This is a genomic window from Flavobacterium hungaricum, from assembly GCF_015182285.1.
Classification (GTDB): Bacteria; Bacteroidota; Bacteroidia; order Flavobacteriales; family Flavobacteriaceae; genus Flavobacterium; species Flavobacterium hungaricum.
In genome coordinates this window covers 549,086-564,787 of sequence record NZ_PRDM01000001.1, presented here as the reverse complement: position 1 = coordinate 564,787, position 15,702 = coordinate 549,086, and the positions used below count along the sequence as shown (strand labels likewise).

The 15,702-nt window shown below is 34.6% G+C and carries 10 protein-coding genes; 4 read left to right on the top strand and 6 right to left on the bottom strand.

Going from position 1 to position 15,702, the window contains the following annotated elements:
- Nucleotides 1-46 precede the first annotated feature (46 nt).
- A complete protein-coding gene (locus C4F50_RS02370; protein ID WP_193844822.1) occupies nt 47-703 on the bottom strand; it encodes an NUDIX hydrolase in 657 nt (218 codons plus the stop codon).
- Between the two features lie 93 nt (nt 704-796).
- Between C4F50_RS02370 and C4F50_RS02365 the strand changes: the two genes are divergently transcribed.
- From C4F50_RS02365 to C4F50_RS02350, 4 genes are all read left to right on the top strand, one after another.
- Complete coding sequence (locus C4F50_RS02365; RefSeq protein WP_193844821.1) at nt 797-1,231, top strand: DUF4268 domain-containing protein; 435 nt, start codon at nt 797-799, stop codon at nt 1,229-1,231.
- Between the two features lie 197 nt (nt 1,232-1,428).
- Nucleotides 1,429-4,683 carry a toxin-antitoxin system YwqK family antitoxin gene (locus C4F50_RS02360; protein WP_193844820.1) on the top strand — a complete coding sequence of 1,085 codons (3,255 nt, stop codon included), beginning with the start codon at nt 1,429-1,431 and terminating at the stop codon, nt 4,681-4,683.
- Nucleotides 4,649-6,592: a DUF3858 domain-containing protein gene (locus C4F50_RS02355; protein WP_193844819.1), complete on the top strand. Its 1,944-nt coding sequence runs from the start codon at nt 4,649-4,651 to the stop codon at nt 6,590-6,592. The genes C4F50_RS02360 and C4F50_RS02355 overlap by 35 nt, the downstream gene beginning before the upstream one ends.
- The gene (locus C4F50_RS02350; protein WP_193844818.1) at nt 6,592-8,562 is read left to right on the top strand and encodes a DUF3857 domain-containing protein; all 1,971 of its coding nucleotides are present in this window, start codon (nt 6,592-6,594) and stop codon (nt 8,560-8,562) included. The genes C4F50_RS02355 and C4F50_RS02350 overlap by 1 nt, the downstream gene beginning before the upstream one ends.
- Before the next feature lie 86 nt (nt 8,563-8,648).
- Here C4F50_RS02350 and C4F50_RS02345 read toward each other — a convergent pair whose 3' ends face one another.
- The 5 genes from C4F50_RS02345 to C4F50_RS02325 all read right to left on the bottom strand — a co-directional run bounded on the left by C4F50_RS02345 (nt 8,649) and on the right by C4F50_RS02325 (nt 15,449).
- The gene (locus C4F50_RS02345; protein WP_193844817.1) at nt 8,649-9,059 is read right to left on the bottom strand and encodes a hypothetical protein; all 411 of its coding nucleotides are present in this window, start codon (nt 9,057-9,059) and stop codon (nt 8,649-8,651) included.
- A gap of 18 nt (nt 9,060-9,077) precedes the next feature.
- Complete coding sequence (locus C4F50_RS02340; protein WP_193844816.1) at nt 9,078-10,022, bottom strand: NAD(P)H-dependent flavin oxidoreductase; 945 nt, start codon at nt 10,020-10,022, stop codon at nt 9,078-9,080.
- Nucleotides 10,023-10,030: 8 nt separating this feature from the next.
- Nucleotides 10,031-11,638 (bottom strand): S8 family serine peptidase, encoded by a 1,608-nt coding sequence (locus C4F50_RS02335; RefSeq protein WP_193844815.1) that lies wholly within the window; start codon nt 11,636-11,638, stop codon nt 10,031-10,033.
- Nucleotides 11,639-11,680: 42 nt separating this feature from the next.
- Nucleotides 11,681-12,868, bottom strand: a complete 1,188-nt coding sequence (gene mnmA / locus C4F50_RS02330; protein WP_193844814.1) for a tRNA 2-thiouridine(34) synthase MnmA — start codon at nt 12,866-12,868, stop codon at nt 11,681-11,683.
- Nucleotides 12,869-13,043: 175 nt separating this feature from the next.
- Nucleotides 13,044-15,449 carry a T9SS type A sorting domain-containing protein gene (locus C4F50_RS02325; protein ID WP_193844813.1) on the bottom strand — a complete coding sequence of 802 codons (2,406 nt, stop codon included), beginning with the start codon at nt 15,447-15,449 and terminating at the stop codon, nt 13,044-13,046.
- Nucleotides 15,450-15,702 lie beyond the last annotated feature (253 nt).

Here is a 15,702-nt window from a genome sequence, read left to right as displayed (position 1 = left end):
TACCTTAACTAACTGTTATCAAAAAGAATATTAAATTGTTAATTTTTTAGTCATTACGTTTTTCATCCAAAACCAATTTCAAGACGTCGCGCAATTCACTCAAAATCATTGCTGTTGCACCCCAAACAATATGGTTTTGAATATTAAAAGCCGGTACGAGAATATTTGCTCCATAAGACGTTGATAATCTGGCTTCGATAATAATTTCATCGTTCAAAAAAACCGACAAAGGCAATTCTATAATAGACGCTACTTCTCTTATGTCGGGATAAAAAGCAAGTTCTTCTTTTGCAATACCTAAAAATGGATGCACTAAAAAATTACTCGGCGGAATGTACATTGGTGTAAAATGTCTGATCACTTCTATTTTTTCACGGTCAATTCCGATTTCTTCCTGAGTTTCTCTGAGTGCGGTATTTTCGAGATTAAAATCCTCATTTTCAAATTTCCCTCCCGGAAAAGCAATCTGAGCCGAATGCACTCCTTCATAAGAGTTTCTGACTATTAAAACCAAATGTGTCTGCTCTTCTTTAGGATAAAATAACATCATGACTCCCGCCATTCTGGCATTTAGAGCTGCTGTATCAAGATTTTTCAAGCCCTCTATACGTTCTTTTGGCGCCATTTTTAAATGAGAACTAATGGCTGGCAATGCTGCAGGAATTATATCAGGAACATATTTTAAAAAGTCTTGAAAATTCATAATCAAAGCTTATTTTTGTATTTTTAAATTAAAACATAAATATACTTCAGAAAACGCAGTACCGCAAGTTTTCTGCTATTAAAGCCTTAAAAAATGTACAGTAGAGAAGAATCACAACGAATTAAGAGAGAATTTTGGGTAGCGTTTGCAGAAAAATATCCGCGCAAATGGGTGCTGTACGATACCAAAATAAAAGATTTTTCTTTTAAGTTTTTTGTTGATAATAAAAAAGCTCAGGTTTTGATTGATATCGAGCAAAGAAGCGAAGAAAAACGTATTGCTTATTTTGAGAAGCTGGAAGCTTTAAAAGGCATTTTGGAAGAAGAATTTATTAAAGATCTGGTTTTTGAAAAAAATTATACTTTAGAAAGCGGTAAAACGATAAGCAGAATCTGGGTCGAAAAAGAAGGTGTAGGTTTTAGCAACCGCAATAACTGGGATGCAATTTTCGATTTTTTTAATGAAAAAATGCATGCACTGGAAATGTTTTATTTAGAATACGATGAGTTCATTAAAGATATAGAATAACATTTAACAGCAACACAACTTATTAACAAACAGAAAGTTACGTAAAAAATATCTGAAATTAATATTAAAAACATTGTAATTTTAATACTTTTAATGATAATTATGTAACTTTTTTAAAAATATTTAATAAAGAAATACCTATAACCACTCGAGATTTAGTGAAAATTTCTATATTTGGAAAAACCTAAACCTCTGCAATGAAAAAAATTTTACTGCTGTTTTTATTAGTTTCATTTTCAAAAAACTATTCACAAACTGACTACGCTTTTGTCTACAACAATGACTCAATTATTAGAAAAGGAATTCGTCTTCATAATGAAAAAAAATACGACGAAGCCTTAAAAGAATATCAGAGAATCAGTAAAATTGATCCAAAATATCTTACTACACAATACGAAATAGCACTTACGCTGAGTGCTCAGGAAAAGAAAACAGAACTGAGAGCTTTCTTGGAAGATTTGCATTCAAAAGGAAAAATGACGGAAAATCCGGAGCTTTTTCAAATTTACGGTATCTTTTTAAGTGATGAAAAAGAATACGAAGCCTCAGAAAAGATTTTTAAAGAGGGCGAAAAATACATGTCCAACTATTCTCCTTATCAATATAATTTTGCGCTTCTTTACATCAGAAAAGGCGAAACACAAAAGGGAATTGACATCCTGAAAAACATCATTACCAATAATCCGAATCATGCTTCTTCTCATTATTTATTAGGAATCAGCGCTTTTGAAAACGGAAAAATCACAGAGGGAACACTGGCTCTTATGAGTTATCTTGTTCTGGCTCCGACAGGACCTTATGCAACCAAGGCTATTGTGGCTTTAAATGCGAACTACGGACAAAATTATTTGGGCGAAAATAAATTCGTTTTCTCTAAATCTGGAGATAATTTTGAAGAAATCGAAACTATTTTAAGAAATCAGCTTCCTTTAAAAAAGGTTTACAAAATAAAATCAAGCATCGACGATAAAATTACAAGACAAATTCAGGCAATTGCAGAATACAGCTTAGAACATAAAATGGGCGATGGTTTCTTTGAAAACACTTACCTGCCGTGGGTAAAACAAATGGTAGAAAAGAACCAGCTTGAAGCTTATTCCTATTACAGCCTTATTTCTATGGAAGAACAGCTTGGTAAAGAATTGACCAAACAAAAGAAAAAAATAATCTCATTTGTAACGGATTATCTTAAAAAAGATTTTTGGTCTGCTTTCGGAAAAAGAAAACTAGACATGTTTGGTACTGTAGAAGAAGTAGTCGTTTCTATTGATCAGGAAAGACCATACATTATAGGAAAACAAATAGACGGCGAATTTGAAGGAAGATGTAAATATCTGGATAATTTCGGGAATCTGAAAGGAGACTTAAACTTTAAAAAAGGATTCTTGGACGGAAGCCAGAAGTATTTTAACGACAAAGGGGAACTTGCCGATGAGAAATATTTTGTAAACGGAAAAGCCAACGGAACTCGTAACGCTTACTATACAAACGGTAATATCTCGATGACAGAAAATTACAAAGATGATGTTCTAGACGGTATTAGTACTTCTTATTATCCTAATGGCGGTAAACAATGTGAGGTGAATTTTGTAAACGGAAAAAGAAACGGAACATTAATTTGTCTGCATGAAGCTGGAAATAAGAAAACGGAAATTGATTATACAGAGGATAAACTTAACGGAAAATTTATCCGTTATAACGAAGCTGGAGATATCACCGAAAATTATGTATGTGTAAACGACAAAATTGAAGGTAATTATGTAGAATATTATGATGGAAAAACCATAAAATCGGAGACTGTTTACAAAAATGGTTTAATAGAAGGCACTTATAAATCTTATTATCCGAACAAAACTTTAAAAAGAGAAAATATTTATAACGCTGGGAAAATTGTAAAAATGGTGGACTATGCTGAAAACGGCAAGAAAAAATATGAAACTTATTACAATGACAAAGAGGAAATGGAAAGCTATGACTGCTTTGACAACGACGGCAATAAGTATTTTGTAGAAAAATACAAAGGAGGCGAGTTAAAATCTGCTCTTCAGTTTACCGTAGCTAATCCGAAAGGTTCTGAAATCAGTCTGAACAAAAAAGGTTTTGAGGTAAAGAATTTTGACGGAAGCGAAAAAATTAAAGGTGATTTTGTAAAAGGCAAAAAAACAGGAGAATGGACTTATTTGTACGATTCTGGAATTTTGCGCCTTAAAGAATCTTACACGAACGGTAAAACAAATGGTATTGTTACCAATTACAAATCAAACGGAACAATTTCGAGCATTAATTACGAAAGCAACGACCTTTTAAATGGTTTGTACGAAGTATACACAGACAACAAACTAAGCCAGGTTTACAATTACGAAAATGGAGATCAAAACGGTCCTTTTAAAACGTATTATTCTGACGGAGCGCTGAATACAGAAGGTTATTTAACCAATAACGAACTCAGTAACAATAAAATAACATACAGACAAGACGGAAAAATTTTACGAATTGAATCTTATATTGAGAATGTTCCAACTACATTAAAATCGTTTAGTGTTACGGAGAAATTAGAAAATGACATTGATTTTAAAAACAAGAACGGAGCTTTTAGCATAACCTATGGCGGTGGATTGTATACCAAAAATAATAACTATAAAAATGGTTTATTAGATGGTAAACAAATTATTCTTGACAAGAACAAAACTAAAATGTTGGAAAGTGAATATAAAAGCGGTGTCCTTCAAAATGCATACAAAAAATTCAGTCCGACTGGTTCAATTTTAGTTGAAAGTAATTACTACAACGGAAGCCTTAACGGTCTTAACAAATACTATGATTATGTTGGAAATCTAAGACTTACTTTAGAATACGCTTTTGGTTCAGAAAATGGTAAATCGATTCGTTATTACAATAATAAATCTAAAATGTCTGAAGGTGAGTATCAAAACGATCTTCATAACGGAAACACTACTTATTACAACCAAAAAGGCGAGCCAATTTTAATTGTTAATTATGAAAATGACGCTCCTAAATTCTACATCAGAAAAAATAAAACGGGAGAATTGAACGAGAAAGTTGTAATCGAAAACCAGACAGCTGCAATTGCATCTCAGTATCCAAACGGTAAAACTGCTATTCAGTTTACGATCAATAAAGGAAACTTACAGGGTAAATTTGTCATTAATAATGCTGAAGGAAAACCTGATTATGAGTCTTCTTATAAAGATGATGTACTGGACGGAGACCGTATCGAATATTATGCTAACGGAAAAGTTTACAAAAAAGAACATTTTGTAAACAACGAATACGATGGTAAACAAGAATATTTTAAAGAAGACGGTCAGCTTTGGGCGAGCATTACAATTAAAAAAGACGAATTACACGGCGATAGTTTACTTTACAACGCTGGAAAACTTATAGCAACCAAAAAATATGATTCTGATGAATTGGTCGGCATTAGCAAATAAAACTGTTGGCTGCTTAGTGTTTTTTGTTTTAAGTACTGTTGCGGCAATAGCACAAAAATCCTTTGCAGACATTAAAAACCTGTATCCGGATTATAACGAAATTATTGTAGCCAATACCGAATCTTATGATATTTCTATTGAAAGCAGCGGCTTAAAAATCATTCAGGACAATCATTTTGAATCGATGATTTTAAGCCAGAACGGCATCATTAATAACAAAGAATCATTTTCTTATTCAGATCTGGTTCAATTAAAAAATTATGATGCTTACACGGTTGTAAACGAAAATGGAAAAGACAAAAAGATAAAGGTTACACAATCTTTAGAGAAGCAGTCGCAGCAAAGTTCTATTTTTTATAATGATGTAAAAGAGCGTCAGCTGGTTTTTCCGAATATGGAACCAGGTGCTAAAAAGGTGTACAATTACCAGACACAATTTATAGATCCGCATCTTTTGCACAAGTTTATATTTGGCAGTTACATGCCGGTACAATCGAGTGTTTTAGAAGTAAAAACAGATAAAAACATTGTAATAGATTATAAAATCTTTAATGATCCAAACAAAACCATTTCCTATTCTAAAACAGAAAAAAAAGGCAAATGGGTTCATCGATGGGAATCGGCAGATATAAAACCTATTAAGTTTGAACAAAATACACCAGGATATTTGTATCAGGTACCGCACATCGATTTTTATATTAAAGAATATACGATAAACAATAAAACAACGCCTGTTTTAGGAGATGTAGCTGAATTGTATAATTATTATAGAAAATTTGTCAAAGATCTAAACAAAACCGAGGATGCCGATTTGAAAGCTTTAACGCTTGAAATCACTAAAGATAAAACTACAGACGAGGAGAAAGTTAAAAGTATTTTTTATTGGGTAAAAGCAAACATTAAATACATTGCTTTTGAAAATGGTTACGAAGGATTTATTCCGCGAGAAGCTAGTCTGGTTTTTCATAGAAAATTCGGAGACTGTAAAGACATGTCGAGTATCATTTCTTGTATGGCGCAATATGCGGGCGTAAAAAATGTCACTGTTGCCTGGATTGGCACACGCTCTATTCCGTATTCTTACAAAGATCTGGCGACACCGTCTGTTGACAATCACATGATTGCCATTTTTAAAAAAGACGGGGAATATATTTTTCTGGACGGAACTGATAAAGAAACCCGATACGGAATCCCAACTGCTTTTATTCAAGGCAAAGAAGTACTCTTTAGTGAAAACGATCAATATAAAATTTTTCCTGTTCCTACTGTTCCTGCCGTTCAAAATAAGATCGACGAGAACATACAATTGATTGTTTCTGGATCAAAATTATTAGGAACTGCAAGAGTAGATCGTTACGGTTATAACAGAAGCCATACTTTGATGCAGATTGGCGATGCAGCCAACAAAGCGCGTATGGATATGATAAGATCGCTGGTTATAAAAGGAAATAACAAATTTACTCTTAAAGATTTTAAAGAAGAAAATCTTGGCGATAAGGAGCTTCCGTACAGCGTAGACTATACTTTTGAACTTGATAATTATCTGGTTAAGGTTGATAAAGAAATTTATCTGAATTTGTTTTTAGACAAAATTCTGGAAAAAGCGTTGATGGAAAAAGATCGTGTCGCGCAATATGAATTTGAATATTTAACGCAGTTCAATACCGTATATTCTTTAAAAATTCCTGCTGGCTATTCGGTTAAATACCTTCCTAAAAACTTTGATTTAGAAAATGATTATTTAAAAATTAATTTTTCATACGAATTGAAAGGCAGTAATTTACAGCTCACAGCCAATATAACATTAAAAAAGATGATGCTGAATCCAAACGATTTTGAGCCTTGGAATGAAACCATTAAAAAACTGAAATCCAACTATAACGAAACTATAATTTTATTAGAAAAATAATGAAAAAACACTTACTCAAAAGTATTTTAACTTTTATAGCATTACTGTGCTCGACTGTCTTTTTTGGTCAAGATTATAGTTTTAAAAATTACGACTGGGACGCAAAAGACACTAAAATAGACGTTCCGAAAAATTATCAAAATGAAAAAGAGGTTATTTTAAACCGTAATATCAAAATTGAAATTGCTGTCGACAAAAACTCGTCTGTACAGTATCGCTTAATACACGAGAAAAAATACATTAATTCTGACGATGCCATCGAAAGAAATAATAAAGTATACATTCCGATTGGAGATCAGGCGAATATCTTGGTCAACAAACTGCGTGTAATCTTAAAAAGCGGTAAAGTAATTACTCTAGACAAAAAAGATATCAAAGAAGAGATCGACGAGGAAAAGGGAATGAAATACAACTATTTTGCTATAAACGGTCTTGAAAAAGGAGCTGTTATCGAAAAACTGTACGTGCTGCAGGAACTTCCGAATTTAAAAGGAAATACTGTAAAATTACAGGACGAATTTCCGATCGCAGCCTCTAGCTTTGAACTTATTTTTCCTGAGCATTTAGTTTTTAAAACAAAATCATACAACGGATTAAGCGAGCCGGAATTGGATGAGAAATCATTGGAACATAAAAAAATTCTTCGTGTTAACGAAAAAGATACTCCAGCATTAAAAGATGATGAACAGTATTCTAATTGGGACGTTCGTGTTAAATTATTTCGTTATAAACTGGATGCCAATTTATACACGCAAGGCAGAAATTTAAACAGTTTTAAAGAATATGCCACTACTACATTCGAGATTGTAAATCCGGTTTTAGACAAAAAACAAGAAAAAGCCATTGCTAATTTTTGCAGCAGTATTCCGCAGTCAAAAGATACTCAGGAACAGATTTGGAATATCGAAAACAAAATCAAAAAAACAATAATTTACGATAAGTATATTGATTCAAAATCTTCTCTTTCTGAAGTTTTAAGTTCTAAACAAGCCAATAGTCCCGATATTGTAAAGTTATACATCGCGGTTTTTAAATATTTTAAAATAGAACAAAATCTGGTTTTTACTTCTAACCGATATAAAATACCATTTGATAAAGATTTTGAAAGCCATGAGAATTTAGCGGAGTTTTTATTCTATTTTCCTGCAATAAAAAAATATCTTACTCCTACTGAAATTGAATACCGTTTGCCGCTTTTTCCAAATTATTTAGGAAACAATAACGGGCTTTTCTTAAAAGAAAAAGTTTTTGCAGGTGTGGCAATGGGAATTGGCGAGGTTAATTTTATTGAAATTCCAGGAACAGAAATCACACACGATTATATGGACATCACGGTTGATTTTACAAAAGACTTAGAAAATCCTTTAATTACCAGTAAAATGACTTATGGTGGTTATTCTGGGATGAATTTTCAGCCTTTAAAAGACTTTGTTTCTGCAGAACAGTATAAAACAATGCTGAAGTCTATTTCTGAGAATTATACCCTGCAAAAAGAATATAAAACCTTAACAACAGAAAACGACGGAACTGAATTTGTGGGTAAAAAACCGTATCAGTTAAACTTGACTTTTGATGGTAAAGACATGATTCAGAAAGCAGGCGCTAACTATTTATTTTCGGTTGGACAAACAATCGGAAGCCAAATGGAGTTTTATCAGGAAAGCAAACGTCTTCTCCCGATAGAAATTGATTATCCGCATTATTATACCAGAAAAATTAGAATTCTACTTCCTGACGGAGCTACGATTAAAAACTTAGATAAGTTTGTAATGGATTATAAAACCGATCTGGATGGCAAAACAGAAGCTGCGTTTACGAGTAAATATACACAGAACAAAAACGAAGTAATTGTCGAAAATACAGAGTTTTACAACATCGTCAATTATCCGCTTTCAAGTTTTGATCAATACAAAGCGGTAATCAATGCTGCTGCCGATTTTAATAAAATTGTGGTTATTGTAACGCAGTAAACAGAGAAAATTCTAAAAATAAAATTCCAAATTCCAAGTGCATCTCTGCTTGGAATTTGGAATTTTTTTTTTGACTATTTTATTTTTTATACTGTGATGATATTATAAACAATAATATGATCATCATAATTAATATATAACTGCTTTCTGTAATCTTGCTTTTTTCGGGTAATGATAGACAATTTACATTCTCTGCCGTCATTATCTTTACACACAAAAGAGTAAACAATATCGGTGTCGTTCTCTTCTCTTTCAATATAATTTAAAATATTAAAGAGCTGTAATTCCTGAGAATAAACTACGATTCTATGTTTGTCTGTATCGAGTACAACCGACAGATTGACCAAATCAAGAGCAGACCATTCGCCCCATTTGCCTCTTTCATTTTTTTCTAAAACGCTAAATCCCGAAGTTTTAAAACGATACGATTGCCCCTGAACATTTTGATAACCAAAACCTATAAAAAGTAAAATAATAAATATACGTCCCAAACTCATAATAATTCCTTCCGCTAATTAAAACTCAAATGTAGTCTTTTCTTTTTGGGCAGTTTCAAATTCTGCCATCATTTCTTTTACAATTTTTTCTGCCGGCAGGATTTCGTGAATCAAACCTGCAATTTGTCCAATTTCAAGTTCGCCTTCTTCCAAATCTCCCTCAAACATTCCTTTCTTTGCCCTTGCCCGGCCCAAAAGCTGCACTAATTCTTCTTTTGACGGACCTTTTTGGTACAATTCCTGAACGTCATCAAAGAACTTATTTTTAACCAAACGAACAGGAGCTAATTCTTTCAATGTCAATTGCGTGCCTCCTTCTTTTACAGTAACAATCGTTTCTTTAAAATTATTATGAGCTGATGATTCTACAGAAGCTGCAAAACGGCTTCCTACCTGCACACCGTCTGCACCCAAAATCATAGCAGCCAGCATACCTCTGCCCGTTGCGATTCCGCCTGCGGCAATCAACGGAATTTGAATTTTTTCTTTCACCATCGGAATCAGAGTTAAAGTAGTCGTTTCCTCACGTCCGTTGTGGCCGCCGGCTTCAAAACCTTCTGCCACCACAGCATCTACTCCCGCTTCTTGTGCTTTTAAAGCAAAAACACTGCTGCTTACCACGTGTACAACGGTAATGCCTTTTTCTTTTAAAAATGAAGTCCATGTCTTTGGATTTCCAGCCGAAGTAAAAACGATTTTTACGCCTTCTTCTACCACAATATCCATGATTTCCTGAATGTTCGGATATAACATCGGAATATTGACACCAAAAGGCTTGTATGTCGCTTTTTTACATTTCTGAATATGTTCTCTTAAAACTTCTGGATACATTGATCCTGCACCAATAAGTCCTAATCCGCCGGCATTACTTACTGCCGAGGCTAATTTGTAACCGCTGTTCCAGATCATACCGCCTTGAACAATCGGGTATTTTATATTAAAGAGTTGTGTGATTTTATTCATCAAAAAAATTATTGCTTAATTATCTTTCCCGTTTTATGCAGATTTCCAGCATCAAAAGTATAAAAATAGAGGCCGCTTGTAAGGGGCTGCAAAGAAAGAGTTGAATTGGTATTGGTGATTTGTGTTTCGATTACTTTCTGCCCTAGCACAGAATAAATCGTCACTAAAGCAGTATTGTTTTCATTCAAAAAAGAAAAAGTAACAGAAGACTTTACAGGATTTGGATAAACAGCAAAGGCGGTCTCTGCCTCAAAATTTTCAACTCCCAAAGCAGTACCAAAATTCGGAATTCCGTATCCGTAATTATTATCCGGACTGGTATATCGATCCGAAGAAGCCAAGATCATCTGTCTGATTTCTTTGTTGGTCTTAGACGGAAAAGCCTGCCATAAACAAGCTGCCATTCCGGCCATAATTGGGCATGAAAATGAAGTTCCGCTTGCAGTTGTAATAGTACCAGCTGCATTCGAAACTGCAGCTGCGACACCCTGAGCCATCACATCTGGTTTTATTCTTCCGTCAAAACTTGGCCCAATAGAACTTGAAGCTGCTCTTGATTTTACTGAATTGACAGAACCGATAGCAAGCACCGAAACGGCATCTGCAGGCGACCCAATATGGTTTTCTGGTCTCCCGCCGTCATTTCCGGCTGAAGCCAAAACCAATATTCCTTTACTAAAGGCAATCTCTGCACCAAGCGAAACAAAATTGCTCGTGCCGTTCATGTCGCTGTAGGTGTGATCGTATCTGGATTCTGTTCGATCTCCAAAATATCCTAAAGAAGAGGTAATAATATCAACACCTAATGCATCTGCTTTTTCCGCAGCTTCTACCCAAAGCGATTCTTCAACAGGATTTTCTACGGTTTGAATTTCGGTAATAAACAGATAATAGGATGCATTTGGAGCCGTTCCAACTAAAGCATTTTCTTTATAACCGCCCATTGTAGAAAGTACCAAAGTACCGTGATCGTCGCCAGTGTAAAAATTACTGTTTCTGGTGGTATAATCGTAGCCGCCCAAAATTCGGTTATTATTTCTTAAATTTTCAAAGGGCTGTGCTGTATTGACACCTGGAAAACCTCCATCCAAAACAGCTATTATTTTTCCTTCTCCGGTGTAATTCTGCTGGTGGAGAACCTGCCCGTTTAACATCTGGATTTGATTAGCTGCATTGCCGTACGAATAATCTATAGTTGTTTGGAGTTTATCGGCTGTTTTATTGCTTTTTGCTGCGGCAGTACTTTTCGCTGTCGTATTCAGGGTTTTGTCTGCAAAAACGACTTTTGACACAAAAGAAAGAGCTTTTAAAGCGTTTATATTGGCTTGAGTTCCTCGAATATGAAGTGCATTCAGCCATTTAGACTGTGCCATTACTGTAATTCCGGTACTTGATTTAACTTGATCTGCAAAAGCAGTTTCCAGAGGTGCATCGGTTAAATCTAAAGCTATATTTTGATTTGTTCTGCGATCTAAAGCTTTTTGAGAAAGCTCTGCAAGCGGATTACTGAAAAACGCCTGAGAATTTGGTTTAGCATTAAAATAAACCCAGGCATCTTCCTGAGAAAATACGGCAAACGAAATAAATAATAAAAGAAATGTAAAGCTGCATCTCATAGTATACTTTTTAGCGGAATTACTTCCTAAGAAAGTATAAAGCTAAGAAATTACTCCCGAACCAGCTAATTCATTTTGTAAATACCAAGCTACAAATTGTCCTTCGGTAATAGCAGACTGCGGTTCTTCAAACTGAACGTACATTCCATCTTCAAACTGATGTAAAACAGCTTTTTGTAAAGGCTGGCGGTAACGAATTCTCGCCATAACTTCCATCTTTTCGCCTGATTTCAATTTTAGATCTTCTCTAACCCAGTGTACCTCTGATTTTTCTACAAACAATGCTTTTTTAAACAAGCCGGGATGATTGCTTGACAAACCTGTGTAAATCGTATTGGTTTCAACATCAGTGCCAATTACAAATAACGGATCTGTTGTCCCGCCAACATTCAAACCTTTTCGCTGTCCTACCGTAAAATAATGGGCTCCTTGATGTTTTCCCACAACTTTTCCCATCGTCGGAAGATAATGCAGTTTTTGAGATTCTAATTTTAATTCTTCTTCTAACGAAATTCCATCAGGTTTTTCAATTGTATAAATCGGATCATTTTTATCAATCTGTACGATTTTCCCATCTTTTGGCTGTAATTTTTGCTGCAAAAATTCAGGAAGACGTACTTTTCCAATAAAACACAAACCTTGAGAATCTTTCTTTTCAGCGGTAACCAATTCCATTTCAGCCGCAATTTCACGTACTTCTGGTTTGGTCAAAGCTCCGATAGGAAATAAAGCTTTAGACAACTGTTCTTGAGACAATTGGCATAAAAAATACGATTGATCTTTGTTGACGTCATTTCCAGCAATTAGCTGATAAACTGGTTTTCCATCAACTTCAATTTCACTTTTTTGACAATAGTGTCCCGTTGCCACATAATCGGCGCCCAGACTTAAAGCGATTTTCATAAACACGTCAAATTTGATTTCGCGGTTACAAAGCACGTCAGGATTTGGAGTTCTTCCTTTTTCGTATTCGTTAAACATATAGTCAACGATTCTTTCTTTGTATTCTTCGCTTAAATCAACCGTTTGAAACGGAATCCCGAGTTTTTCAGCAACCAAAAGTGCATCGTTACTGTCTTCCAGCCAAGGACATTCGTTAGAAATAGTAACCGAATCATCGTGCCAGTTTTTCATAAAAAGACCAATTACTTCGTATCCTTGCTGCTGCAATAAATAAGCCGCAACACTAGAATCTACCCCGCCAGAAAGCCCAACAACTACTCGTTTCATTTTAAAATGTTTAATTTTTCAAGGTTGCAAAGGTAAGCCAAATAATAGAATTCTCTGCATTCGTTTTCATTAGTTTAAGTAATTCCGCAGTAGATAAAACTTATTGCTTTTGTGTTGGATTAACCGAAAAGCTTGTCTTAAGTTTTAAAAAGGTTATAAAAAGAACTTTAAAACACTAATTTTTAATAAACTTATGACTTATTAATTCTCCTTCCTTCACTTCACAAATAAAATAAATCCCAGTAGATAAGTTTTCAACATCTATTACACTATTCACATTGGCCAATACTTTTACTGTCTTAACAGCCTTTCCTAAAGCATTTATAAATTGAAAGTCTGCGTCATGATCAGATGTTAGAGTGATGCTGTTATTTGAAGGATTCGGGTATAGCCAAAATTTTATTTCCTTATTAAATGATTCCGTATTAAGACTATTAAAATTCACACAATCTGAAGAAATCTCACAATTATTTGATCTAACCACAACCTTATAAGAACCGGATTTTTTGGGTTTAAAAAACTGATTTGTTTCGCCTGCGATCAGCGAAGCAGGGCATTCGAACCATTGATAACTTGCTCCCGATTGATTAGCAGTCAGCCTATCATTTTCTACTGTTATGCCCGAATCTACTATTACAGGCTGCGTTATACTGAAAGTTTCCTTTTTAGAACATCCGTTTTTATCCGTTACAGTCACTGTATAGTTTCCAGCTTTTAAGCCAGATGGAGCGGCTTGCGTTCCACCAGTTGGTGACCATGCATAGGTAAAACCACCATTACCTCCTGAAGCATTAACCGTTATAGATCCGTCTGATTCACCATAACAGGTAACATTTGTTTTTATTCCTGATATTTTAATTTCTGCAGGCTCTATTATATCAAAACTTTTTACTTTGGAGTTTCCCTCTTCATCCACTACAGTAACAGTATAAGTACCGGCTTTCAGGCCAGACACTGTCGCTTTTGTTCCTCCAGATGGTGACCAAACGTACCGAAAATTGCCAGCACCTCCTGAAGGGTTAACCGTTATAGATCCATCTGATGCTCCGTAACAACTTATATTTGTTTGTAATCCCGAAATAATAATATCGGAAACTGGAGGAGGTGGAATAGTTCCAGTAATAGAATAACTACCAATAGAACCATACGCTGAATACCCACCAAAAGCTTTGTCTCCTGCCCCAACACCACTAATGCTGATAAAATACTTACCAGCCGGGACATCTGCATACAATAAAGCGTCTAAATAGTAAGGATCAGGATCTGTTTGTTGTGCAATTTCGATACCAGCTGCATCGTATAGCTGAATCAAAATATGAAGATTACCGCTTCCTGTTCCGATTATTGTATTCGCTGCAATCCTTACAGTTCCTCCGCGAGTAGTAAAAGCAAAAAAATCTTTGTCGCTTTCTTTTTCTATTACACCATCAGTTTGAATAATATCACTTCTACTATCCAGCGCCAGATTAAATGCCGAAGCTGTATCATTCCCATAATCATCAACTCTGTAACCTACTCCATAAATTTTATCGGCAATAATGGCAACATCATCCTGTGCATTATTAGCTCTATTATATTCCCCTTTGCTCCATTGCACAACAGTTTTGACACTCGATCCCATAATAGGCGCCCAAGATGTTCCATCTAACCCTGAAAAATATTCTTCTCCAGGAGAACTTAGGCCATCATGTCTTAATGAAAAGAGATGCCCAATCTCATGTGAAGCTGTATTCCCGGCTGCTTGACCGGTATTGACATTAAAACACCAGGCTGGAACATCATTGTCCGCAGCAAAAGCTCCTACAAAAGCTATTCCTCCAACTCCCGGTTGTGCAGTATCTGTAGGAGTGATTACAACACGCTTTCTTTTTGTTTTTGGATAGGTATTAAAAACAGCCTCATTTGTTGTAATGTTTAAATTAAAAGGCCTGTAATCTTCTGAAACTATTTCGAAAGCCTGAAGTATAAAGGCATCACTCATTCCTGAGGGAAGTGCATAGATCGCACCACCGAAATTCCAAAGATTTCCAGCAGGCATGTTATATCCGTCAAAATCCAATAATACACAACCTATCCCTCCTGGCAGACTTTCTAACTTTAACAGCTCAGGACTAATAGCAGCGGCACTAACTTTTGCTGTGTTAGCTCCTTTCTGTGATACATTTATATAATCTACACAGATTACTGAATTAATATCAACTTTTGAAACATAAGCATTTCCATGAGCATCAGAAGAATATTTGTATGCTTCTTTTGAATTTTTAAGAATAATATGCCCTTCAAGTGATCGCTCCATTAGCTTGAGGTAAAAAGAAGATCCAGAGATGTTTTTGATTTCTCCGATCAAAAATTCACTCGAAACCGTCGATTCTTTATAATTGACTTTTGCGGTAAAAATTTTTGAATCCAAAACTTTAAGTATAATATCATTATTTTCTTTTTTTGCGGTAGAAACACTAAGCTCCTTCTTCAATTTATTTATAAAACTGCTGCATGTCCCTAGTGAGGTCTGAGCGACAGCCGCATTATTAAAAAAAACAGTAAACATTAAGAGTAATAAAAAAATGTAATTTTTTTTCATGTATTTTTTCTTTTTGTATGAAGAAGAAGCCTACGCAGATACTTCTTGGATTAAAATGGAAATTATCAAAATTTAACAACGAATATAAATGTTTACTTATTAAAAAAACATCAATAAGCATTATTCTTTTAAATTGGAACACAAAAAAATATCAAAAATCGAGCGATACATTCCCAAGTCATTCTATTCAAACACTATAGAATAAAATTATTTCTCATAATCACTTTTACTAACTCCACTATTGTTTGAAAAA